The organism is Cryobacterium sp. TMT1-3, assembly GCF_004402315.1.
In the GTDB taxonomy this organism is placed as follows: domain Bacteria; phylum Actinomycetota; class Actinomycetes; order Actinomycetales; family Microbacteriaceae; genus Cryobacterium; species Cryobacterium luteum.
This window is the reverse complement of record NZ_SOFW01000006.1, coordinates 35,214-61,449: the sequence shown is the minus strand read 5'-3', so window position 1 is coordinate 61,449 and position 26,236 is coordinate 35,214. Positions and strand designations below refer to the sequence as shown.

The window sequence follows — 26,236 nt, the reverse complement described above, 5'->3', positions numbered from 1 at the left end:
CCTCGGCTAGATTCCGGACTCGTCGGTGCGCACCAGCACGGCACCACAGTCGGGGCAGAAGATAACTTCGTCGGCCGGCGCCTGGCGCACATCGGCGAGGTCGCTTCCGGTCAGTGTCATCGTGCATCCGCTGCAGGCGCGCGCCCGCAGCAGGGCCGCCGCATTGCCGTGGCCGGTGATCCGCAGGCGCTCGTACAGTGCCGCGAGGTCATCGGGGATGGTGGCGGCCACCGTGGCACGGTCCCGCGTCAGTTCACCGAGCTGACGGGTGAGGTCAACGAGCACCTCATCGCGCGCCGACTCCGTAGCGCTCACGCGCTCCGTGATGGCGTCCCGTTCCTGCTGCACGACGGCGACTGCGGCCTCGTGCTCTTCCTGACGCTCCAGCACGGCGATTTCGATCTCCTCCAGGTCGAAGAGACGCTTCTTGAGCGAGGCGATTTCAGAGTCCAGGGCCTGGATGTCCTTAATCGACGAGGTGTGCTGCAGACGGTCGGTGTCGCGCGCGATGCGCTTTTCGACGACCTCGACGTCGCTCTCGATGCGCCCCAATTCGGTGCGCACGTCGTCGAGCTCGCCCGAACGACCGAGCAGCTTCATGCGGCTGGCTTCAGCTTCACGATTGAGCGCGGCCAGCTCGGTGTGCTGCGCGAGCGACTTTGACTGGTGGCTGAGCTGAAGAACCTTGATGTCCAGGGCCTGAAGCCGCAGAAGTTCCTTCTGCTGGAGTGGTGATGCCTTCACGATGTCCTGACCTAACGCTGGAAGTGAGATGTGGTGCGGAAAAAAGGGAGCGACTCGGAGATTAGTGCACGAGTCAGTGCACGACGGCGAAGGACCACGGATCGGAATTCAGCTCGCTGACCGTGACCACCATCCCCGGCAGGGCTGCGCGCAGTTGTGCGGCTGCCGGTTCCAGCCAGAGCCATTCGCTCGCCCAGTGCGACACGTCTATGAGAGCCGGTCCACCGGCGCAGAGCGCCTGCTCGCGGGCCTCAGAGGCCGGGTGGTGGCGCAGGTCCGAAGTGATGTAGACATCCGCTGCCAGAACCTTGGGCTGGCGCAACAGCGAGTCCCCAGCACCGCCGCACAGCGCGACCGTGTTGATCGGTGCGGAATAATCGCCAGCGGCCCGCACCCCCGACGCCGTGGCCGGCAGCAGAGCCAGCAAAACGTGGGCCAGATGTCCGAGGGTCGTCGGCTGCGCAAGTCGACCGACCCGGCCGATCCCCGTACCGGGCAGCGCGTTCTCCGTGATGGGGGTCACCTCGACCAGCCCGAGCCGGGTGGCGATGATGTCGGAGACTCCGTCGGTGACGACGTCCGCATTGGTGTGGGCTGAGAGCAGAGCACACTCGGCGCGGATCAGCCGACTGAGCAGTGCACCCTTGTAACGGTCTTCGGCAATGCTCGTGACACCGCGAAGCAACAGCGGATGATGGGTCAGGAGCAGGTCGGAATCGGTGGCGATAGCCTCATCGACCGTAGCTGCGACCGCGTCGACGGCCAAGTGGATACTGCGCACCGGTCTCGACGGATCACCGCTGACCAGGCCGGGGGCATCCCACTCCTCTGCACCGGCAAGGGGCCACAGGGTATGGGCGACGCGGGTAACGTCGGCTAGCGAGAATGGCACCCGTTCAGCCTACCCGGAGACCGAGGTCGGAGCTTCGCCGGGCACGACGCACCCCGTTGCGCCGTGCCCGCCGAATATCGGGTCAGTAGTCGAAATCGTCGAACTGCGCGGCAGCCGACTCTTCACGGGTCCAGGCGGCCGGAATCATGGCACCGGTCTGGGCCTTACGGTGTAGAAAATCGGTGGTCTCCGGCTCTACAAGTTCGGGTGACGGGCCATCCGCCGTCACGCTGACCAGTTGGCTCGCCGAACCGATCAAGAACTGCGCCCGCAGCAGGTTACCGTCGTCGTCCATGACCGGGATATCCACGACATCGACCTGGCGTCGGTTACACAGTGCCTCGGCATAAAGCAGTACCGCGTCAGCAAGATCGCTGCCGGTTACTACTGAACCGCCCGGGTGAAATATGCGTTTCATGCTCGCCCCTCGAAAACTCGGAAAAAATCGCGTGCTACCAGGGTCCGGGGTTGCGAGAGCAAGTATATGCGCGGTCTACCCCAAGTCGACGGAATCTCGGCTATCTCGCATGTTGAGCTTCTACCGGACGGCGACCCGGCTGAACCCGAGACACTGCAGTGAACCCGAGACTCTATAGGGTGAGCGCGCGATTCACGATGCGTTCAGCAACGGCGGCCAAGGGAAGGCCATTGTTTCTGGCGTATTCACGAATTTTGTCGAAGGCATCGCCCATGTGCACGCCGTGCGTATAGGCCACCACGCCCTTGGCCTGTTCGATCAGCACGCGGCTGCTGAGTGCGTGTTGGAGCTGCTGGCGAACAATGTCACTCTCCCGAATGGCGCGTTCCTGCAGGATGCCGATGGTCGCGACATCAGCCAGGGCCTGCACCGTATTGGTATCTCCCGTGCTCAGTCCCCCGGTGCGGTCCCAAAACGAGTTGAGGGAGCCGATCGTCGTGGCACGCAGCCGCAGCGGGACGGCATGCATGGAAGCGAACCCTTGGGCCAGAGCACCCGCCCGAAACTTTGGCCATTTGTCGCCGGTACCCTCAATATCGGGAATGGCTACGGCCCGGCCGGTCGTGAAGCTTTCCACGCACGGGCCGCTTCCGGCTCGCAACTGAAGGATCTCGACGAGGCGGCTGCGCTCATTGGTTGAAGCCACAACCTCTAATTTTCCGTCGCCCGCCGACAGAATAATTCCCGCCGCCGAAGCCTCCAGCAGGGCGGCGCATTTTTCTACCAGGGTGTGCAGCAAATCGACGACATCGTAGTCGGCGACGAGAGTGTCGGCCAGGGTTACGAAGGTCTCGACGAGTTGACCTTCCCGGGTTTTTGTCACCATAATTCCATCCTAAGATTCGGGCATCGACGAAAAATCCAGTCGTCGTGTCACTACATCCGCGGCAACTTCCCGAACCGTTCGTCCGTGAGAGAACGCGTGGCCATGAATCATCAGGAGCGCATCCGCCGCGGAAAGATTGAGCTGGGCCAGAACCATTCCGGTCGCATGGTGTACGACACGCCTCGAGTATCCTTCATTATCTTCCAGATTCGTCTTCAATGTTCGCGACGCGAGCGATCGGCGCAAAACCTGCCCCGCAGCGATCTGGGCGAGCGCCTCAGCGTCGACGATCTGGCCAGGAGTCAGCTCCTTCGGACCCCGCGAGAACAGGGACACCGCGCCGATATCGAGCGACCCCATCGTCAGCGGGAACACATAGACAGTCCGAACGTCGATGCTGCGTGCTGCCTTCTGGAGTGCCGGCCAGGCCGCGTGTTGCACGGATTGAAAATCATCGATCAGCACCGGGCGCCGCGTCGTCAGGGCATCCCAGGACGGCCCTTCACCCAGATCGAACTGCAGCTCGTCAAAGATGGCCGCCAGGGTGTTGCTCGCGCAAATGGTTTCGGACCCGAACGGGGTGCCCAGTGTGCACACGGTGGCAGCGTGCACGGGCAAGGCCCGCACGAACGGCGCGCACATGCTCGTGTGCCGTTCAAACGATGCGGTCAGCTCGGCGATGGCGGCGCCGAACTCCCGCCGATCAATCATCGCGGATCGAGGCGGATCGGTCGACTTCGAACCGGTATTGAAGACCACATCGTTCCGTCATACGACCTCACGATCACGTCATTTCGCGTGAAACGCAGATCGTTTCACGCGGCCCGCCCGCCAAAACATCCGCTGCCGCCCCGTGGGCGACCACGACTAATGTTCTGTGGGCCCTACCGGGCTCGAACCGATGACATCCACGGTGTAAACGTGGCGCTCTACCAACTGAGCTAAAGGCCCCGACGACGACGAACAGTCGCGGGTCTGTTCAGTATAGGTCAGAGTCGATGCCTGATTGGCGACCCACGTGGGTTAGAGCACCGGTGCCAGCTGCCCGAGTGCGGCGCGGTAGGAGTCGATCGAACGCGCTTCACCGGGAGCGGTGATGAAACTGGCGCGGATGATGCCGCTCGGGTCGATGAGGAAGGTCGCCCGATTCGCGAATCCCTTTTCTTCGAGGAAGACGCCGTATTCCTTCGCCACGGCTCCGTGCGGCCAGAAATCAGCGACCAGGTCGAAGGTGTATTTCTCCTGCTCGCCGAAGGCGCGCAGGGCGTGTCGGGAGTCTACCGAAATGCCGATCAACTCGACGCCGCCGTCCTCGAACAGTGCGAGATTGTCCCTGAGCTCACACAACTCTCCGCTGCAGATTCCCGAGAATGCCAGCGGAAAGAAGACGAGCGCCACCGACTTCGTGCCCCGGTACTGGCTCAGCTGAACGCTTTCACCGAACTGGTTGATGAGTTTGAAATCGGGTGCCTGGGTGTCATTTTCGAGAGCCATGAATGCTCCTTTCCTGGTGCGCCCTCAGCGCACGGATTGGCCGGTGACACACTCTAGCCCGGCAATGTGCGCGCGTTCACAGTACCCGTCGGTTTTTTCGTCATCGGCACCCCCGTGCGCGGACAACGGGCGAAATCTGTAGGCTTACGTGGTGCCGCTGGTTGCAATCCAACCTGCTCTTTTATGGCACGTGCCCCCGTGGCGGCGCAAACGGTCGCCACGGAGCATCATCGCTGCACAAACCCCAAGGAGAGGTCGACTGTGACGGTCAACGACCAGGACCCGTATTCGACGAACAACGCCGACTCCGATCCGGAGGAAACGGCGGAGTGGTCGCAATCCCTCGATTCGCTCGTTGCCGAACACGGCCACGAACGCGGACGGGAGATCATGCTCAGCCTGTTGAAGCGTTCGAAAGAGCTGCATCTGGGTGTTCCCATGGTTCCGACGACGGATTACATCAACACCATCGCCACGGAGAACGAACCGGATTTTCCGGGTGACGAAGACATCGAGCGCCGCTACCGCGCCTGGATCCGCTGGAACGCCGCCGTTCTGGTGCACCGCGCTCAACACCCCGGCATCGCCGTCGGTGGGCATATCGCGACCTATGCGTCATCCGCTGCCCTCTACGAAGTCGGTTTCAACCACTTCTTCCGCGGCCAGGACCACCCCGGCGGCGGAGACCAGATCTTTATCCAGGGCCACGCTTCCCCTGGCACCTACGCGCGTGCCTTCCTCGAGGGCCGGTTGACGGAGAACCAGCTCGACGGATTCCGTCAGGAAAAGTCGCACGCCCCCGACGGCATCTCGTCGTACCCGCACCCGCGGTTGATGCCGGAGTTCTGGCAGTTTCCCACGGTCTCCATGGGGCTCGGCCCGATCAACGCCATCTATCAGGCGCAGTTGAACCGCTACCTGACCAACCGCGGCATCAAGGATGCGAGCGACCAGCAGGTCTGGGCATTCCTGGGCGACGGCGAGATGGACGAGGTGGAAAGCCGCGGCCAGCTTCAGGTGGCTGCCAACGAGGGCCTCGACAACCTCAACTTCGTCATCAACTGCAACCTGCAGCGCCTCGACGGCCCGGTGCGCGGTAACGGGAAGATCATCCAGGAACTGGAAAGCTTCTTCCGCGGTGCCGGCTGGAACGTCATCAAGGTGGTCTGGGGCCGCGAGTGGGACAACCTGCTCAAGAACGACGTCGACGGCGCCCTGATCAACCTGATGAACGTCACGCCCGATGGCGACTATCAGACTTACAAGGCCGAGAGCGGCGCCTACGTGCGGGAGAACTTCTTCGGTCGGGACCCGCGTGCGCTCAAGCTCGTCGAGCACTTGAGCGACGACGAGGTCTGGAACCTCAAGCGCGGCGGCCACGACTACCGCAAGGTCTACGCGGCGTTCAAAGCCGCCTCCGAGCACAAGGGGCAGCCCACCGTCATTCTGGCGAAGACGATCAAGGGTTACGGCCTCGGTCCGAGCTTCGAGGGCCGCAACGCGACCCACCAGATGAAGAAGATGACCCTCGACAACCTCAAGTCGTTCCGAGACAGCATGCACGTGCCGATCACGGATGCCCAGCTCGAGGAGAACCCGTACCTGCCGCCGTACTACACCCCCGGCGACAAGGACGAGGCGATCGAGTACATGCACGAGCGCCGCCGTGCGCTCGGCGGTTACCTTCCCGAACGTCGCACCACGCACGCCAAGCTCAACCTCCCCGGCGACGAGACCTACAAGGTTGCCAAGAAAGGTTCGGGTACGCAGGAGATCGCTACGACGATGTCTTTCGTTCGGCTCCTCAAGGAGCTCGTGCGGGCGAAGGACTTCGGCAACCGCATCGTTCCGATCATCCCCGATGAGGCGCGAACCTTCGGTATCGACGCGTTCTTCCCCACCGCCAAGATCTACAACCCCAACGGCCAGCACTACACGTCCGTGGACCACGCCCAGCTGCTCTCCTACAAGGAGAGCCCTCAGGGTCAGATCCTGCACGTTGGCATCAACGAGGCCGGCGCTGCCGCCGCATTCACCAACGTCGGCACCTCGTATTCCACTCAGGGTGAACCACTCATCCCGGTATACGTCTTCTACTCCATGTTCGGATTCCAGCGCACGGGCGATGCTCTCTGGGCAGCCGGCGACATGATGGCCCGCGGGTTCATCATTGGCGCCACGGCCGGCCGCACGACGTTGACCGGCGAAGGTCTGCAGCATGCCGACGGACACTCGCCGCTGCTGGCGTCGACCAACCCGGCCGTGGTCTCCTACGACCCCGCCTACGGCTACGAGATCGGCCACATCGTACGCGCCGGCCTCGAGCGCATGTATGGCGGTGCCCACACCGACCCGAACGTCATGTACTACATCACGGTGTACAACGAGCCGGCCGTGCAGCCGGTTGAGCCCGCCGATGTCGACGTGGACGGCATCCTGCGCGGTCTTCACCGGGTCAGCGCGTCCACCGGGAGCGGTCCGAAGGCGCAGCTGCTGGCGTCCGGGGTCGCCGTGCCGTGGGCGCTGGAAGCCCAGCAGTTGCTCGCCGACGACTGGGGTGTCTCGGCGGACGTCTGGTCGGTCACCTCATGGACCGAACTGCGCCGCGACGGCCTGGCCGCTGAGGCACATAACTTCCTCAACCCCGACGACGAGCCGCGCATCCCGTACGTCACCGCAAAGCTCGACGGCGCTGCCGGCCCCTTCGTGGCGGTGTCGGACTTCATGCACGCCGTGCCCGACCAGATTCGGCAGTTCGTTCCGAGCGACTTCGCGACGCTCGGGGCCGACAGCTTCGGATTCTCCGACACCCGTCCGGCCGCACGTCGGTTCTTCAAGATCGACGGTCCGTCGATGGTCGTGCGCACACTCGAGCTGCTCGCTCGCCGCGGTGAGGTGGACCGGAGCCTCGCCGGTCAGGCAATCGCCAAGTATCGCCTGCACGACGTGAGCGCGGGTACCACCGGCTCTGCCGGGGGCGAGAGCTAAGAAACCGTGGCACCGGCGCCCAAGACGAAAGAGCAGACTCTCAACTGGCTGCGCACCATCTCCGGTGAGCTGTCGACCCAGACGCTTAAACGGCTCGAAGACACGCTGTCCTGGTATGGCGATATGCCCCCAGGGCGGCGGTCCGCCGTCGGCTTAGTGGCCCAGGCCGGAATCACGAGCTTCATCTCATGGTTCGACGATCCGCGGTCCACACCGTGGATCGCCGCTGACGTCTTCGGCGCCGCCCCGCGAGAACTGCTTCGCTCGGTGAGCCTGCAGCAGACGCTGCAACTCATTCGGGTGACCGTCGAGGTCGTCGAGGAACGCGTCAAAGATGGCGGTGAGGCCCTGCGGGAGGCCATCCTGCTTTACTCGCGTGAGATCGCCTTCGGCGCAGCGGATGTCTACGCTCGCGCCGCCGAGGCGCGCGGCCTCTGGGACGCACGGTTGGAAGCTCTCGTGGTCGATTCCATTCTCAGCGGGGAATATGACGACGAGCTGCCCAGCCGGATCGCGGCCCTCGGCTGGCACGGCCACGGGGAAGTCTGCGTTCTTGTCGGCACCACGCCGCAGATGCTCGACGTTGACCAGTTGCGCCGCGCCGCCCGGCACATGGCCGCAGACGTTCTCATCGGCGTGCAGGGAAACCGCCTCGTCCTCGTGATCGGTCGAGCCCGTCCGGCACCGGCTGACAGCGAAGACGTCGGTACGTCCGCGGCGTTGACCTTCATGGAGATCGCCAGGCAGCTCGAGCCGATCTTCGGTCCCGGGCATCTGGTGCTCGGCCACGAAGTGCCCAACCTCGTGGACGCGTCGAAGAGTGCCAAGGCCGCGCTGGCCGGTTTCGCGGTCGCCCGGTCGTGGCGGAATGCGCCCCGGCCGGTGCAGGCCGACGATCTACTCCCCGAGCGGGCCCTGGCCGGTGATCCGCTCGCCCGGGCCACACTCATCCATCGCATCTATCGGCCGCTGCAGGCGCACTCCACCGAACTGCTCACCACGCTGTGGTGCTACCTCGACAACGGACGCTCGCTCGAGGCGACCGCACGCGAACTGTTCGTCCATCCCAACACCGTGCGCTATCGCCTCAAACGCGTCTCTGAGGTCATCGGCTATGACGCCACCGGAGCGCGCGAGGCGCTCATTCTGCAGTCGGCCTTGATCATCGGCTCGATCAGCGACCACGACGGATCAACCCGCCGTCGCTGATTTGCTGCGCGAAACGCCGTTGATGTGCGACTGCCGACAAAGCTTTCTTGGATACTTAGTGCGATCTGCACATTCATTCGCACCCTCAGATTGGAAGACTAACTAAGTGATCGTTGTCGTCTGCCCGGGTCAGGGCTCCCAAACTCCCGGATTCCTCGAACCCTGGCTGGCCCTGCCCGCCTTCAGTGCCGGCCTGCGGCAGATCTCCACTGACCTCGACCTGGACCTCGTCGCCCACGGCACGGTCAGTGACGCCGAGACCATTCGTGACACGGCGATCGCCCAGCCCCTCATCGTGGCGGCCGGCATCCTCACCCTCGAAGCGCTGCTCACGCCGGATCGCCGCGACCGCATCGCCGGGATCGCTGGGCACTCCGTGGGCGAGCTGACCGCCGCTGCCGGGGCCGGCATTCTGAACACCGCCGACGCAATGCGGTTCGTGCGTGAGCGCGGTCTGGCCATGCAGGCCGCCGCCGCCCTCGTGCCCACCGGCATGAGCGCGGTGATCGGCGCCGACGAGACCGAGCTCCTGGCCCGACTCGACGAGCTCAAACTGGAACCGGCCAACTTCAACGGCAGTGGCCAGATCGTGGTCGCTGGAGCCCTCGACGCCCTCGCCGTTCTCGCCGCGACTCCCCCGCACCGCGCCCGCGTCATCCCGTTGCAGGTCGCCGGTGCATTCCACACCCGTTATATGAAGCCGGCCGTCGAACGGATGACTGTCGTCGCCGACTCGCTGTACCCCACCGATCCGAACCTCCCCATCTGGACCAACCGCGACGGCAGCCGGGTGAGCGACGGCATCCGTTTTGTGGACCTGCTCGTCGGCCAGGTGTCGTCGCCGGTACGGTGGGACAGGTGCATGGAGGCTTTCGCCGCGGCGGGAGTCACCGGAATCATCGAGGTTGCGCCCGCTGGCGCCCTCGTCGGTCTCGCGAAGCGAGGCCTCAAAGGCGTCCCCAGCGTCGCCATCAAGACCCCGGACGACCTACCCGCCGCCTGGGCCATGATCGACCAGCAGTGAATTCGCCAGCACGAGAGAATGTAACGAGAGAGACAATGCCAAAGCCCACACTTCAGCAGTCCCACGGACCGCAGTACACCCGCATCCTGTCCGTGGGCGCTGCCCGCGGTGAGAACCTCGTTCCCAATGCCGACCTCGTCGAGGCCATCGATTCGTCGGACGAGTGGATTCAGCAGCGCACCGGAATCATCACGCGTGCCCGGTCCGGCCAGGACGTCGGCGCCGTCGACCTCGCCACCGACGCCGCGCGCGAAGCCATCGAGAGAAGTGGTGTCGACCCGGCTCTCATCGACGCCGTCATCGTCGCCACCATCAGTAACGGCCGTCAGACTCCGTCGATCGCCGCCGTGGTGGCCGACCGGGTCGGCACCAACCCGGCCGCTGCCTACGACATCAATGCTGCCTGCGCCGGCTATGCCTACGCCATCGCCCAAGCGGATGCCCTGATTCGCACCGGTGCCGCGCATTTTGCACTCGTGATCGGCGCGGAGAAGCTTTCCGAACTCGTCGACCCGACCGACCGGAGCATCTCGTTCCTCCTCGGCGACGGCGCCGGCGCCGTCGTCATCGGGCCGAGCGACTACCCCGGAATTTCGACCACTGTCTGGGGCTCCGACGGGTCCAAGGCCGAGACAATCCAGATGGACCACACCCTGCAGGAATATCGCCGCGGCGAAGCCGCCTGGCCGACCCTGCGCCAGGAAGGCCCCGCAGTCTTCCGCTGGGCTGTCTGGGACATGGCCAAGGTGGCCAAGAAGGCCCTCGAGGTCGCGGGAATCGAAAGCGCGGACCTGGCCGCGTTCATTCCGCACCAGGCCAACATGCGCATCATCGACGAGTTCGCCAAGCAGCTCAAGCTGCCCGAATCCGTGGTCATCGCCCGCGACGTTGCCACCACCGGCAACACCTCGTCGGCCTCCATTCCGCTTGCCACCCATCGCCTGCTCGAGGAACACCCGGAACTCAGCGGCGGACTCGCACTGCAGATCGGCTTCGGTGCCGGACTCGTGTTCGGCGCGCAAGTCGTTGTGCTGCCCTAACCTGCCCACCCCCTAAACTAGTTCTCGGTCAACCGAGACACCCTCAAGGAGAAATAACATGGCATTGTCCACCGAAGAAGTTCTGACCGGCCTGGCCGAGCTCATCAACGACGAGACCGGAATCGCAACCGACACGGTTGAGCTGGGCAAGTCGTTCACCGACGACTTGGACATCGACTCCATCTCGATGATGACCATTGTCGTCAACGCAGAAGAGAAGTTCGACGTGAAGATCCCCGACGAAGAGGTCAAGAACCTCAAGACCGTCGGCGACGCCGTCGAGTTCATCGTGAAGGCACAGGACTAGGCCCAGGCCTGAACCAGGTCGGTCGGAAATCGGCCGACCTGTTCATTGGGCTGGTGCCGAACGCACCGGCCCACACGTTTGTCGTTCCATGGAGAGTTGACTTATGACCAAGAAAATCGTTATTACCGGTATCGGTGCCACTACGCCACTCGGCGGTACAGCGGTCGACACCTGGACGGCCCTTTTGGCCGGCGAATCGGGCGCCACGACCCTCGAGCACGCCTGGGTCGCTGAAACGGCGATCCCCGTAACTTTTGCCGCACAGGCGCGCGTTAAAACCGTCGATGTGTTGCAGCGATTTGAGGTCAAGCGCCTCGACCCGTCCAGCCAATTCGCCCTGATCGCCGGACGTGAAGCCTGGGCCGATGCCGGCTCACCCGAGGTCGAGCCAGAGCGCCTCGCCGTCGACTGGGCAACCGGAATCGGCGGAGTGTGGACCCTGCTGGACGCGTGGGACACCCTGCGCGAACGCGGCCCGCGCCGCGTGCTGCCCATGACCGTGCCGATGCTCATGCCGAACGGCCCGGGAGCGGCCATCGGAATGGACCTGCACGCCCGCGCCGGCATCACCACAGTCGTCTCCGCGTGCGCCTCCAGCACCGAAGCCCTCATCAACGCTTACAACCGCCTGCAGGCCGGACTGGCCGACGTTGTCATTGCCGGAGGGTCAGAGGCCGCGATCCACCCGCTGCCGATTGCCTCCTTCGCTGCAATGCACGCCCTGTCGACGCGCAATGACGACCCGGCCACCGCGAGCCGACCGTACGACGTGACCCGGGACGGCTTCGTTCTCGGTGAGGGCGCTGCCGCCCTCGTCATCGAAACCGAAGAGCACGCGAAGGCCCGCGGCGCCCACATCTACGCCGAGCTCCTCGGCGGCGTCGTCAACAGCGATGCGTACCATGTGACCGCACCGGATCCGGAAGGATCGGCTGCCGCCCGCGCGATGGTGTCGACCATTGAGAATGCCGGGGCAACACTCCAGGACGTGTCCCACATCAACGTGCACGCCACGAGCACCCCGGTCGGTGACATCGCCGAGTACAACGCCCTCAAGCGCGTGTTCGGAGACCTGCTTGACGGCATCCCGGTGTCGGCGACGAAAGCATCGACCGGCCACCTGCTCGGTGGAGCGGGCGCGCTCGAAGCGTTCTTCACGGTGAAGGCCCTCGCCGAGCGCACTGCGCCGCCGACGATCAACCTCACGTCGCAGGATCCGGAAATCCCGCTCGACGTGGTAACCACACCGCGTGCCCTTCCGGCCGGCGACCTGCTCGCGCTGAGCAACTCCTTCGGGTTCGGCGGCCACAACGCCGTCGTGGCGTTCCGCTCCGTCTGATCCCTGCTGCAGGGCAATGACCCCGTCCGGGTTCGGACGGGGTCATTTCTGTCTGGCGATTCACCGTGCCTGGCCGGAACAGGGGCCCGGCTGTGACTTCGCGGGATTGCCGCCGGGAAGGTCACCGGACGACAGGCCGCGCCGCCGCGGGCGAACCGCACGCATAGGGGCATCCGCCGATCAGCCCACCTGATGAAGCCAGACCACCGCGTTCAGGTCGCTCGCCTGCCGAAACGGTTCCAGTTCGTCGTCCCAGGATTGCCCGAGGGCCAGGCGCAGCTGGCGGTGCAGTTCGATGGCGTTCGCCCCGGCACTGTCCATGGCCGATCGGATACGGTCTTCCGGCACGACGACATTGCCCACACTGTCGGTCTGCGCATAGAAGATGCCGAGTTCGGGCGTGTGCAGCCACCGGCCGCCGTCCGAATCGGGGCCGGCGTCTTCGGTGACTTCGAAGCGCAGCTGTTCCCAGCCGCGCAGAGCGGATGCGAGTGCGGCGCCGGTACCCGGCGCTCCCTCCCAGTAATACTCGGCCCGGAAGGAGCCGGGCAGAGCCGGCTGTTCCGACCAGTCGAAATTCACGGCCTCACCGAGGGCACGGCCAGCCGACCATTCGACGTGCGGGCACACGGCGCGTGGAGAAGAGTGCATAAAGAGCACCCCCCGTGCAATCGGTGCCCGACGGTTGAGTGTTGCGTCCATCGCGTTTCTCCGTTCCTAGTAGGTGCGTCTTCCCCAACGACCTCGGAACGACCGTGCTTCACAACGTCGAATTTTTCAACTCAGTGCTCGGCACGATGGCTAATGTGAAATTGTTCGGCCGCGGGAACCCTGCGAGCCGGTAGCGTCATTATGCCCCAGCCAGCTGTGCTTCTACAAGGACTGGTTGCACGGCGCGCGCGCTATTTGGCCTGGGCGTAGTTGTCGACGGTGGCCACGGTGAGCATGAAATCCACGGGAAAGTCGCCGAACAGCAACCGCCCGGCCGTGTCTGCGGCGGTCGTGATGATGTGGGCCACGGCGTCGGCGTGCACGGCTGGGGTGTGCACGATGACTTCGTCGTGCAGAAAGAACACCAGGTGCGGCGCGCTGTCGAAGGGAGCGCGAGCCCCCGGAGGACCAGATGCTGCGGCGGGTGCAGCGTACTCGCCTGCCGCCGCGGGCGGGACATCCGCTCTGGTGAGGGCGGTGAGCTCGCGTCGGATCTCTGCCATCCAGCACAGCGCCCACTCGGCGGCGCTGCCCTGAACGATGAAGTTGCGGGTGAAGCGTCCCCAATCGCGCGCCTGGCTGCGAGCGCGCCTTTCGTCGGTGCCCGTGGCGGCCGGATCGTACGCCCTCGCTTGAGTCTCGTGCCAGCCCGGTGGGGGTGTCGGTGATGAGCGCCCGAGGCGGGTGGTCACGACCTCGCCGCGTTCCCCGGCGCGGGCCGCCGATTCGGTCAGCGCGATGGCCAGGGGGTAGGCGCGGGCCAGCCGGGGCATGAGACGGCCGCTCTCCCCCGTCGTGGCTCCGTACATGGCGCCGAGCACGGCGACCTTGGCATGGTCGCGCGTTTCGACGACGCCGCTCGACACGATTCCGGCGTACAGATCGGTGCCGCGACCGGCCCGCGCCATGCTCGGATCCTGCGCCAGCGCGGCGAGAATACGAGGTTCGAGCTGGGCGGCATCGGCGACGACGAGTTTCCAGCCGTCGTCGGCGACGACAGCACCGCGAATCTGTCTGGGCAGCTGCAGCGCTCCGCCGCCGCGGGTCGCCCAGCGGCCGGTCACAACTCCGCCCGGCACATAGTCGGGGTGGAACCGGCCGTCGACAACCCAGGATTCCATCCACGCCCAGCCATTGGCGCTGAGCAACCGGGACAGCTTTTTGTACTGCAGAAGAGGTTCGATGACCGGATGCTGGAGTTTTTTCAGCTCCCACCCGCGCGTTGACGTCACGGCGAGGCCCGCCCGCTGCAGCGCCTTGAACAGATCCTGCGGTGAATCGGGGTTGAGCGCGGCATCATCCAGTTCGAAGCGGATGCGCTGCGCCAGCCCCTCCAGTTGCTCCGGCCGAACGCCCGGTGCAACCCGCGTCCCCAGTTCCCGAGTGAGGAGGAGATCGTGCACGTCGGTGCGCCAGGGCAGCCCGGCGTAGCGCATCTCCGCGGCGATGAGCGCCCCGGCGGACTCGGCGGCGAGCAGCAGACGCAGCCGTCCCGGTTCGGCAGCGGATGCCACGGCCTCGAGTTGCCGGCGAAACTCCCGCAGGGCGGATTCATCGGCGCCGTCATCGGTAGAGGTGGCGTCGAAGTCGAAGAGTGTCGCCCGCGGTTCTGCGAGGTCGTTCACTGTTGAGCTCGCGAGGTCCCAGCGACCCGGCGCGGCCAGGGCGAGATCAGTCGTCGCGGTCAGAGCCGAATTCTTCAAAATCACATGGCACAGGCGAAGATCGTGGCAGCGTTGCACTCGGATTCCGCCGGCGAGCAGCGCCGGATAGACGTGGGCGGTGTCCTCCCAGACCCAGCGCGGCGCGGCGCTACTCGGTTCGACCGAGGAGACGAACGATGAAAATGCGGCCGGGGAGAGACGAAGGGCCTCCGCTATCGGAGTGCCGGCGTCGTCGAGGGTGTCGAGGAGGAATTCCCCGCCGCTCGCTTGCCGAACCAATACATACACCTCACTATTCTGCCCCGTTGCCTCTGGCAGCGCCGCGCCCATCGACTTCACGGTGACGGCTGCCTCACGGAACCGCGCAGCCGCGCCCATCGCTCTCCGGTGCCGGAGAAAGCGCCGCGCCCATCGACTTCACGGTGACGGCTGCCTCACGGAACCGCGCAGCCGCGCCCATCGGCAGCACCCGTGCCGGAGACAGCGCCGCGCCCATCGACTTCACGGTGACGATGGGCGCGGTGATCTGCGAGAGACTACTGGTGGGATCGCGTCAGCCGGCGATCTTGTCGCCGTTGGGCGCGACCACCCACCAGACGCCGCCGACGGCCTGACCGGTGGTGTCACCGGCCGCAGCGTCGCCAGCCCAGTAATACAGGGGCAGGCCGTCGAGCGTGACCTGCTTGGTGCCGTCCGTGCGGGTGATGACGCCGACCGTTCCGGTGACACCGTCAACGACGGGAGTGTCCGAGTCGGCGACGACTGCGGGCCATTTCACGAGACACTCGCCCTCACAGGTACTCTTTCCCGAGTCCGCGACGTCCTTGTCGAAAACGTACAGGGTCATTCCCGCTGAATCGACGACGATCGTGCCGAGCGAACTATCGGCGGTAGCGAGCGTCGCCTCGGCGGCCGGTTCGGCCTCCTCGCTCGACGAGCTCGACGTGTCGGCCGCCGGCGCCGTCGTTCCCTGCGAGCATCCGGTCAACGCGAGAGCGCTGAGGGCCACCGCCCCGACGACCGGCCCGAGCTTGAGCCAAATTCTGCTGTTCATGATTGCTTCCTTCTCTCGGTGCCCTGCTCTGAGATGGTGCGTGATGAGGTGGTGCTTGTCGATGACACGCTGCGCTGTTCGGGCGTGCAGGCGTAGGGGCCCTGGAGTTACCACGAGGTACAGCCAGGAATGGTTCAGCCCTCGGCAGGATCCCGCACGGGTGTCGGCCCGACGGCGTTCCAGTGTGTGGCGGCAAAGAGGAAGCGGGTGAATCGCCGACGGCCGGGGCCGATGCCGATTCACCCGCTTTCACCGAAGGTGCAGCGGATGCCGCGACCTAGTCGCCGCCGAGACTCACCGAGAGTTTCACGACCTTGCCGATCGGTTGCGGAGCCCCGGTTGCGTCGGCCACGAAGGAGTTTGTCGTGACATAGACGCTGTTGCCGGCCAGTTCGATCGCTGACGGTGAGGTGACCGGAATCTGCAACACCCGCTCGGTCAGGGTCGGGTGAAACACGGAGACCTGTCCGGTGCCGTTGGGGCCTCCGAACAGCTCAGTCACGGCGATCAGTCCGGTGCGTTGGGACACGGCCAGGTCAGTCGCTCCGACGAACCCGCCCTTCACGAACTGCACGTCGCCGTTGGCCGGGTTGAATCGGTAGACCGCGCCGCGAGCGCCGAGGCTCGCGTCTTCGGGACCGCCGGGCAGGCTCGTCACGTAGAGCCAGCCGTCGCCCCCCTGCTCGACGTCGGTCGGTACCGGTTCAAACCGGTAACCGAATCCTGCCGTGCAGGCCGGAAATCCGACACCGGCGGCGATCTCAGGGGTCACCATGATGGGGTCGCCGGCTGGGAGCACGGCGGCCGTACTGACCGTTCCGTCGTAGCCGACTTTTAGGATGGCGTTCGCGCCGGCATCCGCCACGTAGACGGCGTCGTCCAATGGGAGACTCGCATAGGGGTGGGTGTCGACGATTCCGGCGTAGGAAGCTGGACCCGTCGGTGCCGCCGGGTCGAATTGGTCGAGGCAGGCCTGGGGTAGGTCGACGAAGCCATACGTGTTGACCTGGTCGGGGTTAGCTGTGCTCTCGTAGGCGTAAAGGTCAGCGAGTGGCGCGGACATACCACCGACGGGCATCGCGTAGAGCGCCGATGCCGTGTGGTCCTGGGTGTTGGTGGAGTAGTAGACCGTGCCGCTGCGCACCGATACGGCGCCCAGCTCATCGCCGGGGTTGGCGCTGGCCACGACACTGCTCGTGCCGTCGGGGCTGACCTTCGTCAGCACTCCCAGTGCGTTCTGCGAGACGTAGGTGGTGCCCCCCGCCCCGACCCCCAGACTGAGCGGTAGGAATAGGCCGCTCGCTAAGACCGTGGGACCCCCGAGAGTGGGAATCTCCACAGCGGATGCCGGGGCTGCGACCATCGCCGAAGCGACGGCGGTGACGCAGGCGACGGCGGTAAAGACCAACTTTTTCACAACGTGCTCCTTGACTCGGTGTGGCTTTCAGGGTGATCGTCCGAGAAAACACGACGGGTCGCGGAGGAACGGTATTACTGGTGGATGCGTCAGCCAGTACTGCGTGTGTGCGGCGCACCAGTGCGACGTGGATCGTGCTGTCCCGAAGGAGCCGACGCACACAGACGCCGACGAGGGCACAGTATCCCCGAAGCTGAGAGTTGTCTAGGTAATTCTGGCCTAATCGTTGGCGAACACGATGGGCTTATCGGCTTATCGGCTTATCGGCTTATCGGCTTATCGGCTTATCGGCTTATCGGCTTGCCGCGCTAGCTTTCGCCGACAGCCTTTTCGAGCAGAGCCACCAGTTTCTTCTGATCCGCGGCGGTCAACTTCGTGACCGCATAGGAGGTGGGCCAGAGATCACCCTCGTCGAGGTTCGCGTCTGGTTGAAAGCCGATCGTGGCATAGCGCACCTTGAATTTGGCTGCACTCTGAAAGAACACCACCACCTTGCCGTCGCTGGTGGCATAGGCCGGCATTCCGTACCACGTCTTCGCCCCGAGGCTCGTGTGCGTCGTGACCAGCTGATGTAGGGTCTCGGCTAATTCGTGATCCGTTCCCGTCATCTCGGCGATCGCGGCGAGACAGGCAGCCTCCAGATTGGCGCCAGCCTTGGCGGCCTTCACTTCGGCCGCCGCTGCCCGCATTGCGGCCTTTTCTTCCCTGCTGAACGTGCTGCTCATGGCTGTCCTCTCACTGGTGCGCTCCAAACCACCCACTGTAAACGGAATCGAGGCCCGATGACCCGATCAACGGCTGGAACCCGCCGGTTGGGTGGGATGCTCGCGCACGGCCACGATGGTGAAGACCAGTGCCACGGCTGCAGTCCCGGCCAGCAGGAGCAGACCGATGGCGTAGCTGTTGTCGGCGGCGTTGTAGGTCGCCCCCATCACGAGCGGGGGAAAGTAGCCGCCGAGCCCGCCGGCCGCGCTGACGATACCGCTGACCGACCCGACCTTGTCGGGCGGCGCGTTACGTCCCAACCAGGCGAAGACTCCGCCGGCTCCCAGCCCGAGGGCTGACGCCATCGCCACAAAGGTCAGCCCGGCCGGTATCTCGCCGTCGGGGCGCAGATTGACCAGCCAAGCGAGCACGGCGACGGCGGCCAGCGACGCGATAACGACGGGTTTGGGACCGATCCGGTCGGCGAGGATCCCACCGACCGGGCGCAGCAGAACCGCAGCCACGGCGAAGCCGGCCGTGCGGGTTCCCGCCGCTGTCAGATCGAAATCGTAGATATCGCGCAGGTAGGTGGGCAGATAGGTCGAGAACGCCACGAAACCGCCGAAGACCACACCGTAGAGAAAACACATCTGCCAGGTCACACCGAGTTTCGCGGCGGAGAGGAGCTTGGGAATGAACGGTTGGGTGTTGGACACCCAGCTCGGCGCATTCCCGAGGCAGGTTCGCACGAGGACCGCGGTCGCGACCAGCAAGCCAGCCAGGATCAGGTGGGTGGGAATGTAGCCGAACCACGTGACGAATCTCGGCGTGAAGAACGCGGACAGGGCTGTGCCCCCCATTCCCGCACCGAAGATGCCGGTGGCAAAGCCGCGCCGCGACAGCTCGTACCACGTGCTCACGAACGGTATCCCCACGGCGAAGACTGTTCCGGCAACGCCCAACAGAAGTGCGCAGAATACGAGAGCCCAGTAGACCCCCAGGGTTCCGGCCAGCGCAACGAGCAGAAGCGCCGGCACGGTGCCCAACAGTACCGCGGTGAACATGATCGGTCCCCCGAACCGATCCGTCAGTACGCCCACCGGAATACGACCGATCGACCCGACGAAGACGGGCATCGCCACCAAAATGGATGCCTGCGTCGACGTCAACTCCAGATCGAGGCTGTACCGCACCCCGAGCGGCGCCACGCTTGTCCACGCCCAAAAACACACCACAGACGACAACGTCGCGAGAACGAGATTGAACCCCTTGCTGGCCCTGGCACGTTCCCGCAGAGTTTCAGCCACGGCTACTTCTTGTCTCGCGTTCGGTCTGAGGTGCCGATGGGTGCCCAACCCCGCCGGATCGGCCTGATCGCGCCGGGTACCTGGTCGCGGGTGCGGTAGACGATGTAGGGCCGGAACAGATAATGCAGCGGGGCGGTGAAGGCGTGCACCAGCCGGGTGAAGGGCCAGATGATGAACAGCAGCATACCGACGAGGGTGTGGATGTGGAACGAGAATGGGGCAGCGGCCATCGCGGCGATGTCCGGCTGAAAAATGAACAGCGAGCGGAACCAGGGCGCCACAGTCTCCCGGTAGTTGTGCCCGTGGTCGCCTTCGAACACACTCGCCAGGGTGGTCCACAGGCCAAGCACGATCGCTGCGGTCAGCACGACGTACATGACCTTGTCATTGCGGGTGGTCGCCATGAATACCGGCCCGGTCTTGCGCCGACGGTAGATCAGAATGAGAATCCCGCCGAGGGTACCGACCCCGGCGACGCCGCCGACGAGCAGGGCGTTGAGGTGGTAGAAATCCTGACTCATTCCCACGGCAAGGGTCCAGGCCATCGGGATCACCAGTCCGAAGAAGTGACCGGCGATGACCGCGAGCAGTCCGAAGTGAAAGATTGGAGAGCCGATTCGCAGCAGCCGGCTCTCGTAGAGTTGCGACGATCTGGTCGTCCAGCCGAACTGGTCGTAGCGGTAGCGCCAGATGGAGCCGCCGATCAGAATGGCGACCATGACATAGGGCAGCACACCCCACAGCAGCAGGTCCATCGTCAGGCCCCCTTCAGCGGCAGCAGCCGCGGATCGTAGGGTTCGAGGCCGACCGTTTCGGTCGGCGGACCGTAGCCGGCCATGCGCTGCACCGCCTCCCGGTCGGCCGGCGAGGCGCCGGGCAGGGTGGCGCAGACGTCGGCGACGACCTGGCCGTACGGTGAGCCGTGCTCGATCAGGGCAAGCCGCAGCAGCTCGAGGCTTGGCCGGTACTGCCGCAGCAGTTCCCGTCCGGCGACGGGGTCGGCGATCGCCGCGAATTCGAGCACGAGCGGCAGAAAATCGGGCAGTTCGCCGTGGGTGTTGGTGAGAAAATCGGTCTGCCGATACACCTTCTTGAAGGCGGCGAGCACGTCGCCGCGGCGGCGGGTGTCACCGTCAGTCCAGTACGACAGATAGAGCGGATGATGCTTGCTCAGGTCGAAAGTCTCCACATAACGGCGCTGCAGTGAGCCGACGTCGCTGGCGGCGAGATAGGCGAAGAAGTCGTTGAAGGTCGCCGCCTTGCGGCCCTGCTCGGCGAGGGCGGCGCGCATCAGCGCAACCCGTTCGAGCAGCTCGGCGTCGGGATAGGACAGGCACCAGCCGGCGGCCTGATAGACCACCCGGTCGCGCATCATGGCGTGCCTGCGGAGTCACCGGAACCCGGGCTGGATCCCCCGGCCGCAGTCGGGCCGCCCAGGTCGGCCGGGGAGGCCGCGGCCGCCCGCGGCACATCGCGGGACTCCGGAAACAGGCCGGCCGGGGCCCCGTTGCCGTCCCAGTTGAGCAGATTGACCCGGTTGCGCAAGGTCGCCGCGCCGCTCGCCGTGTCGGAGGTCTGCCGGTCTTTCAGGGCGTAGAAGTTCTCGACCGCTACCGGTGTCGGCCGTCCACTCGCCTCGCCGAACGGCGAGTCCTCGTACATGCCGGGGCCGCCCTCGAAGTCCACGGAACAGCCCATCTCCTCCAGATCGTGCGCCTGCTCCACGTGCGCCTTCGGAATGACGTAACGCTCCTCATATTTCGCGATGGCCATCAACCGGTACATTTCGTACATCGACTCCGGCGACATTCCGACGGAGGCCGGAATAGCGGCATCCGCTTGCTGACCGAGGGTGATGCCGCGCATGTACGCCCGCATCGCGGCGAGTTTTCGCAACACTTCGGTGATGAGATCGGTGTCGCCCGCGGTAAAGAGCTCAGCGAGGTACTCGACCGGAATGCGCAGGGCGTCGATCGCGCCGAACAGGGTTCCGCTGTCTTCAGCGTCATGGCCCTGGTCGCTGAGCAGATCCACGATCGGCGAGAGCGGCGGCACGTACCAGACCATCGGCATGGTGCGATATTCGGGGTGCAGCGGCAACGCGACCTGGTACACCTTGGCGAGGGCGTAGACCGGCGACCGGCGGGCGGCGTCGATCCAGTCGTCGGGTATGCCCTGAGCGGATGCCGCAGCCGCCACCGCGGGATCGTTCGGGTCGAGCAGCAGATCCATCTGCGACTGGTAGAGGTCGGTCTCGTCGGTGACAGCTGCAGCATCCGTCACCCGATCGGCGTCGTAGAGAAACAGGCCCAGGTAGCGCAGCCGCCCCACGCAGGTTTCCGAGCACACCGTGGGCAACCCGATTTCGACGCGGGGATAGCAGAAGGTGCACTTCTCGGCCTTGCCGGTCTTGTGGTTGAAGTAGATCTTCTTGTACGGGCAGCCGGTGATGCACTGACGCCAACCGCGACACTTGTCCTGGTCAACCAGCACGATGCCGTCCTCGACCCGCTTGTAGATCGCGCCCGACGGGCACGACGCCATGCAGGACGGGTTGAGACAGTGCTCGCAGATGCGCGGCAGGTAGAACATGAAGGTCTGCTCGAAGGCGAACTTGATCTTGTCTTCGGATTCACGACGCACCTTCTCGACAATGGGGTCGAGGTGGCCCATCTCGGGAGCGCCGGCGAGGTCGTCGTCCCAATTCGCCGACCAGGTGATCTGGGTGTCCTTGCCGGTGATCAGTGATTTCGGCCGCGCGACGGGAAAGTCATCGCCGAGCGGCGCATCGATGAGGGTTTTGTAGTCGTAGGTCCAGGGCTCGTAGTAGTCCTTCAGCTCGGGCTGCACCGGGCTCGCGAACAGCCCGAGCAGCTTGGCCACGCGGCCGCCGCTATTCAGCGCGAGCCGCCCCTTCTTGTTGAGCTTCCACCCGCCCCGCCACTTCTCCTGGTCTTCATATCGGCGCGGATAGCCCTGCCCCGGCCGGGTTTCCACGTTGTTGAACCAGACGTATTCGGTGCCGGCGCGGTTGGTCCACGCCTGTTTGCAGGTGACCGAGCAGGTATGGCAGCCGATGCACTTGTCGAGGTTCATTACCATGCCCATTTGAGCCATAACGCGCATCAGTACCGCACCTCCTGGGAACGTCGCCGAATGGTTGAGACCATGTCTCGCTGGTTGCCGGTCGGCCCCAGGTAGTTGAAGGCATAGGAAAGCTGCGCGTAGCCGCCGATCAGGTGCGTCGGTTTCACCAGCAGCCGGCTGACCGAGTTGTGGATGCCGCCGCGCCGCCCGGTGGCTTCGGACTTGGGTACGTCGATGGTGCGCTCCTGCGCGTGGTAGACGTAGACGACGCCCTGCGGCATCCGGTGGCTGACGATGGCCCGGCCCACGAGCACACCGTTCATGCTGACGCACTCGACCCAGTCGTTGTCGGCAACCTCGATCGACGCCGCGTCAATCGGACTCATCCACACGGTCGGGCCGCCGCGGGACAGCGACAGCATGAACAGGTTGTCCTGATACTCGGAATGGATCGACCATTTCGAGTGCGGCGTGAGATAACGCACGGTGACCTCGGTGGTGCCGTTCGGCCCGAACTTGGGCTCGCCGAACAGGCGCTGCATGTCAAGCGGTGGCCGGTAGATGGGCAGGGCCTCGCCGAGGTCGATCATCCAGTCATGATCGAGAAAGAAGTGCATACGCCCGGTGAGGGTATGCCAGGGCTTGAGCCGTTCCACGTTAATTGTGAACGGCGAGTAGCGCCGGCCTCCGGTTTCCGATCCCGACCATTCCGGTGACGTGATCACCGGCACCGGGGCGGCCTGGGTCTGGGCGAAGGTGACGCGTTTCTCCTCCGAGCCGGTGGCGAGGTCGACGAGGTGCATGCCGGTCTGCTTTTCAAGCTCCCGAAACCCCTGTACGGCCAGTTCGCCGTTGGTCGTTCCGGAGAAACTCAGAATGGCCTGGGCGAATTTCGCGTCGGTGTCGATCGCCGGCCGGCCGTCACCGGCACCGCCCCGCATCACCCCGTTGCTGCCCTTGAGCCGTTCGATCTCGTGCTCCAGCCGGTAGGTCACGTTTTTCACCGTGAAACCGCGCTGTTCGGCGAGCGGCCCCACGGTCGCGAGCTTCTCGGCGATGGCGGTGTAGTCGCGTTCCACGATCGAGAAGACCGGCATGTTCTGCCCCGGGACTGCGGCAACGGATGCGTCCCGCCAGTCCCGCACGACCCCGCCCGGCTGCGCGATCTCACCGGGTGTGTCGTGTTGCAGTGGCACGCTCACCAGGTCTTTCCGGGTACCGAGGTGAACCCGGGCCTGCCGGGAGAATTCTTCGGCGAGCAGGCGGAAGGTGTCGAAATCGGTCTTGGCCTCCCACGGCGGATCGATCGCCGGGCTGAAGGCGTGCACGAACGGATGCATGTCGGTTGAGGACAGGTCGTGCTTTTCGTACCAGGTGGCAGCGGGAAATACGATGTCCGACAGCAGGGTAGTCGAGGTCATGCGAAAATCAGCCGATGCGAGCAGGTCGAGTTTGCCCTCTGGCGCGGTTTCGCGCCAGAGGACATCGCGGGGCCGGGCGGCGTTCACGTGGTCCTGGCCGAGCACGTTGTGGTGCGTGCCGAGCAGATGCTTGAGAAAATACTCGTTGCCCTTGGCCGAGGAACCGAACAGGTTCGAGCGCCACAGCATGAGGGTGCGCGGCCAATTCTCCGGGGCATCGACGTCGTCGATGGCGGGGGTGAGTCGGCCGCTGGTGAGCGCGTCGGCGATGTACCGCGGGGCATCCGTTGTGTCGCCGCGGTCGATCGCTGCCTGCACCTCATCGGCCAGGTCGAGCGGGTTGCGGTCGAACTGCGGGTAGAACGGCATCCAGCCGAGCCGCGCGGACTGGGCCAGAGTGTCGGCGGTATGCATGCCATCGAAGTGGCCGGTGGCGAGCGGCGATTTCAGCGAATCGGCCGAGTACCCGTCTGACCGCCACTGGTCGGTGTGCATGTACCAGTAGCCGGTGCCGATCATGGTGCGCGGCGGGCGGCTCCAGTCCAGCGCGTTGGCGAGCGAGATCCAGCCGGTGATCGGCCGGGTCTTCTCCTGCCCGACGTAGTGCGCCCAGCCGCCCCCGTTGCGGCCCATGCAGCCGGTGAGCATCAGCAGGGACAGCACAGCCCGGTAGGTCGCGTCGCCGTGGAACCACTGGCAGATACCGGCACCCATGATGATCATCGACCGGCCCTTGGATTCTTCGGCGTTGCGGGCGAATTCCCGCGCCACCCGAATGCACGCCTCGGCCGGAACACTCGTGATCTCGGCCTGCCAGGCCGGCGTGTATGGCGTTGACACGTCGTCGTAGCCGGTGGCCCAGTCGCCCGGAAGTCCGGGCCGGCCCACCCCGTACTGTGCCAGCATCAGGTCGAACACCGTCGTCACGAGGTGCCCGGCGACGCGGCGCACCGGCACTCCCCTGGTGAGCACGGATCCCTCACCGGACGGCGCTTCGAAACACGGCAGGCGGATGCTCGCGGTCTCGCCGTTCATCCCGCCGTTCGCCTCGTCGAGCAGGCTCAGCGCCGGGTCGACACCCTCCAGGTCGAGGTTCCATTTGCCCTGCCCGGCTTCGCCGTAGCGGTAGCCGATCGAGCCGTTCGGCACGACGGGCTGGCCGGTGTTCGCGTCGAGCAGCACTGTTTTGAATGCAGCTCCCTCGGTGCCCGCTTGCTCCGGCAGGTCGGCCGCCACGAGGAACTTGGTGGGCACGAGGCCCTGCCCATCGGGGTGTTCCTCCAGTCGCACCAGAAAGGGCAGGTCGGTGTACCGGCGCACATACCCCTCAAAGTACGGGATGCTCCGGTCGACGAAGAATTCCTTGAGCAGTACGTGGCCCATCGCCATCGCGAGGGCGGCATCCGTTCCCGCCTGAGCGGGCAGCCATTCGTCGGCGAACTTGGTGTTGTCGGCGTAGTCCGGGCTGATCGCGACGACTTTGGTGCCGCGGTAGCGTACCTCGGTCATCCAGTGGGCATCCGGTGTGCGCGTCACCACGTTCGAACCCCACATCATGAGATAGGTGGCATCCCACCAGTCGCCGGATTCGGGAACGTCGGTCTGGTCACCGAACACCTGTGGGCTGGCCACCGGAAGGTCGGCGTACCAGTCGTAGAACGACGTCATGACCCCGCCGATCAGCTGAATGAAACGGTTTCCGGCAGCGTGGGAGACCATTGACATGGCTGGGATCGGCGAGAAACCCGAGCAGCGGTCCGGGCCGTAGGTCTTGATGGTGTGCACGTGGGCGGCGGCGGTGATCTCGATCGCTTCCGTCCACGGAATGCGTACGAGGCCGCCTTTTCCGCGGGCCTGCTGGTAGCGGCGACGGCGTTCGGGGTCTCCCACGACATCCGCCCAGGCCCGCACCGGGTCATTCAGTCGGGCCTTGGCCTCCCGGTACATGTCGACGAGAACGCCGCGGGCGTAGGGATACCGCACCCGAGTCGGCGAGTAGGTGTATCAGCTGAAGGCCGCTCCGCGCGGGCAGCCGCGAGGTTCGTACTCGGGGCTGTCCGGACCCACCGAGGGGTAGTCCGTCTGCTGGGCTTCCCAGGTGATGATGCCGTCACGCACGTAGACCTTCCACGAACACGACCCCGTGCAGTTCACGCCATGGGTGGACCTAACCACCTTGTCGTGGCTCCACCGGTCACGGTAGAACACGTCTCCTTTACGGCCACCCTGGCGAAATACCGCCCGGCCGTCATCTGTCTGTTCCCACCGCGTGAAAAAACGGCCCAGCGACAGCATTGCATCCGACGCTTTTCCGTCCAACCCGGCAGGCAAAGGACCAGCTGCCATGCGAACAGCCTAGATCGGCCTTTCGCCGAGCGCCAGCACAAATTGAAACACCCGGCGGGTCGGCCGGAACTTCGGCCAGGGGAACCAACTCGTTGGTCGTACGCATGGGTTCAAGTTCGCCCCGGTGTACGGCCGGGCCGCCGCAGAACACGCCCTGACCGGTGCGAGCGAAAGGCAGCATCC

21 protein-coding genes, 1 tRNA gene and 1 pseudogene are annotated in these 26,236 nt (G+C 65.1%); 6 read left to right on the top strand and 17 right to left on the bottom strand.

Translation table 11 applies throughout. The annotated features are described in order from the left end of the window. Nucleotides 1–6 precede the first annotated feature (6 nt). The 7 genes from E3O25_RS00840 to E3O25_RS00810 form a co-directional block, all read right to left on the bottom strand. Entirely contained in the window at nt 7–744 is a 738-nt protein-coding gene (locus E3O25_RS00840; RefSeq protein ID WP_134360232.1) for a zinc ribbon domain-containing protein, read from the bottom strand. Between the two features lie 73 nt (nt 745–817). After that, the gene (locus E3O25_RS00835) at nt 818–1,636 is read right to left on the bottom strand and encodes a Nif3-like dinuclear metal center hexameric protein (protein WP_092108043.1); all 819 of its coding nucleotides are present in this window, start codon (nt 1,634–1,636) and stop codon (nt 818–820) included. A gap of 82 nt (nt 1,637–1,718) precedes the next feature. Beyond that, nucleotides 1,719–2,054, bottom strand: a complete 336-nt coding sequence (locus E3O25_RS00830) for a hypothetical protein (protein ID WP_134360231.1) — start codon at nt 2,052–2,054, stop codon at nt 1,719–1,721. 172 nt (nt 2,055–2,226) lie between these two features. Beyond that, nucleotides 2,227–2,940 carry a GAF and ANTAR domain-containing protein gene (locus E3O25_RS00825; RefSeq protein WP_174721689.1) on the bottom strand — a complete coding sequence of 238 codons (714 nt, stop codon included), beginning with the start codon at nt 2,938–2,940 and terminating at the stop codon, nt 2,227–2,229. Between the two features lie 9 nt (nt 2,941–2,949). After that, nucleotides 2,950–3,699 carry a GAF and ANTAR domain-containing protein gene (locus tag E3O25_RS00820; RefSeq protein ID WP_092108047.1) on the bottom strand — a complete coding sequence of 250 codons (750 nt, stop codon included), beginning with the start codon at nt 3,697–3,699 and terminating at the stop codon, nt 2,950–2,952. Nucleotides 3,700–3,818: 119 nt separating this feature from the next. Then, a tRNA-Val gene (locus E3O25_RS00815) sits at nt 3,819–3,891 on the bottom strand. Nucleotides 3,892–3,963: 72 nt separating this feature from the next. Then, nucleotides 3,964–4,434 (bottom strand): peroxiredoxin, encoded by a 471-nt coding sequence (locus tag E3O25_RS00810; RefSeq protein WP_092108049.1) that lies wholly within the window; start codon nt 4,432–4,434, stop codon nt 3,964–3,966. Between the two features lie 261 nt (nt 4,435–4,695). On the opposite strand from E3O25_RS00810, the gene aceE reads away from it, so the two are divergent. The 6 genes from aceE (at nt 4,696) to E3O25_RS00780 (ending at nt 12,341) form a co-directional block, all read left to right on the top strand. Next, nucleotides 4,696–7,422, top strand: coding sequence for a pyruvate dehydrogenase (acetyl-transferring), homodimeric type (gene aceE, locus E3O25_RS00805; RefSeq protein WP_134360230.1), 2,727 nt, complete (start codon nt 4,696–4,698; stop codon nt 7,420–7,422). A gap of 6 nt (nt 7,423–7,428) precedes the next feature. After that, nucleotides 7,429–8,631 carry a CdaR family transcriptional regulator gene (locus E3O25_RS00800; RefSeq protein WP_092108053.1) on the top strand — a complete coding sequence of 401 codons (1,203 nt, stop codon included), beginning with the start codon at nt 7,429–7,431 and terminating at the stop codon, nt 8,629–8,631. A 106-nt stretch (nt 8,632–8,737) separates the two neighbouring features. After that, a complete protein-coding gene (locus E3O25_RS00795) occupies nt 8,738–9,655 on the top strand; it encodes an ACP S-malonyltransferase (RefSeq protein ID WP_134360229.1) in 918 nt (305 codons plus the stop codon). Between the two features lie 35 nt (nt 9,656–9,690). Next, on the top strand, nt 9,691–10,695 hold the full coding sequence (locus E3O25_RS00790; RefSeq protein ID WP_092108057.1) for a beta-ketoacyl-ACP synthase III: 1,005 nt from the start codon (nt 9,691–9,693) through the stop codon (nt 10,693–10,695). A gap of 58 nt (nt 10,696–10,753) precedes the next feature. Continuing rightward, the gene (locus E3O25_RS00785; RefSeq protein WP_092108059.1) at nt 10,754–11,002 is read left to right on the top strand and encodes an acyl carrier protein; all 249 of its coding nucleotides are present in this window, start codon (nt 10,754–10,756) and stop codon (nt 11,000–11,002) included. A gap of 103 nt (nt 11,003–11,105) precedes the next feature. Next, nucleotides 11,106–12,341 carry a beta-ketoacyl synthase gene (locus E3O25_RS00780; protein WP_134360228.1) on the top strand — a complete coding sequence of 412 codons (1,236 nt, stop codon included), beginning with the start codon at nt 11,106–11,108 and terminating at the stop codon, nt 12,339–12,341. A gap of 180 nt (nt 12,342–12,521) precedes the next feature. On the opposite strand, the gene E3O25_RS00775 is transcribed toward E3O25_RS00780, so the two are convergent. From E3O25_RS00775 to E3O25_RS00730, 10 genes and pseudogenes are all read right to left on the bottom strand, one after another. Next, nucleotides 12,522–12,992 carry a DUF3145 domain-containing protein gene (locus E3O25_RS00775; protein ID WP_241983850.1) on the bottom strand — a complete coding sequence of 157 codons (471 nt, stop codon included), beginning with the start codon at nt 12,990–12,992 and terminating at the stop codon, nt 12,522–12,524. Between the two features lie 251 nt (nt 12,993–13,243). Next, entirely contained in the window at nt 13,244–15,004 is a 1,761-nt protein-coding gene (locus E3O25_RS00770) for a bifunctional 3'-5' exonuclease/DNA polymerase (protein WP_241988461.1), read from the bottom strand. Nucleotides 15,005–15,269: 265 nt separating this feature from the next. Beyond that, a complete protein-coding gene (locus tag E3O25_RS00765) occupies nt 15,270–15,770 on the bottom strand; it encodes a hypothetical protein (protein ID WP_134360227.1) in 501 nt (166 codons plus the stop codon). A gap of 277 nt (nt 15,771–16,047) precedes the next feature. Next, on the bottom strand, nt 16,048–17,187 hold the full coding sequence (locus tag E3O25_RS00760) for a ScyD/ScyE family protein (RefSeq protein WP_092108067.1): 1,140 nt from the start codon (nt 17,185–17,187) through the stop codon (nt 16,048–16,050). Between the two features lie 308 nt (nt 17,188–17,495). Next, entirely contained in the window at nt 17,496–17,912 is a 417-nt protein-coding gene (locus E3O25_RS00755) for a hypothetical protein (RefSeq protein WP_134360226.1), read from the bottom strand. A 66-nt stretch (nt 17,913–17,978) separates the two neighbouring features. After that, complete coding sequence (locus tag E3O25_RS00750; RefSeq protein WP_092108071.1) at nt 17,979–19,199, bottom strand: MFS transporter; 1,221 nt, start codon at nt 19,197–19,199, stop codon at nt 17,979–17,981. Nucleotides 19,200–19,201: 2 nt separating this feature from the next. Further along, complete coding sequence (gene narI, locus E3O25_RS00745; RefSeq protein ID WP_092108073.1) at nt 19,202–19,954, bottom strand: respiratory nitrate reductase subunit gamma; 753 nt, start codon at nt 19,952–19,954, stop codon at nt 19,202–19,204. Nucleotides 19,955–19,956: 2 nt separating this feature from the next. After that, nucleotides 19,957–20,574, bottom strand: coding sequence for a nitrate reductase molybdenum cofactor assembly chaperone (narJ, locus tag E3O25_RS00740; RefSeq protein ID WP_092108075.1), 618 nt, complete (start codon nt 20,572–20,574; stop codon nt 19,957–19,959). Continuing rightward, nucleotides 20,571–22,325: a nitrate reductase subunit beta gene (gene narH, locus E3O25_RS00735; protein WP_134360225.1), complete on the bottom strand. Its 1,755-nt coding sequence runs from the start codon at nt 22,323–22,325 to the stop codon at nt 20,571–20,573. Before narH ends, narJ begins: the two co-directional genes overlap by 4 nt. Further along, a pseudogene (locus E3O25_RS00730) lies at nt 22,325–26,053 on the bottom strand (nitrate reductase subunit alpha). The gene narH and the pseudogene E3O25_RS00730 overlap by 1 nt, the downstream one beginning before the upstream one ends. Nucleotides 26,054–26,236: the final 183 nt, after the last annotated feature.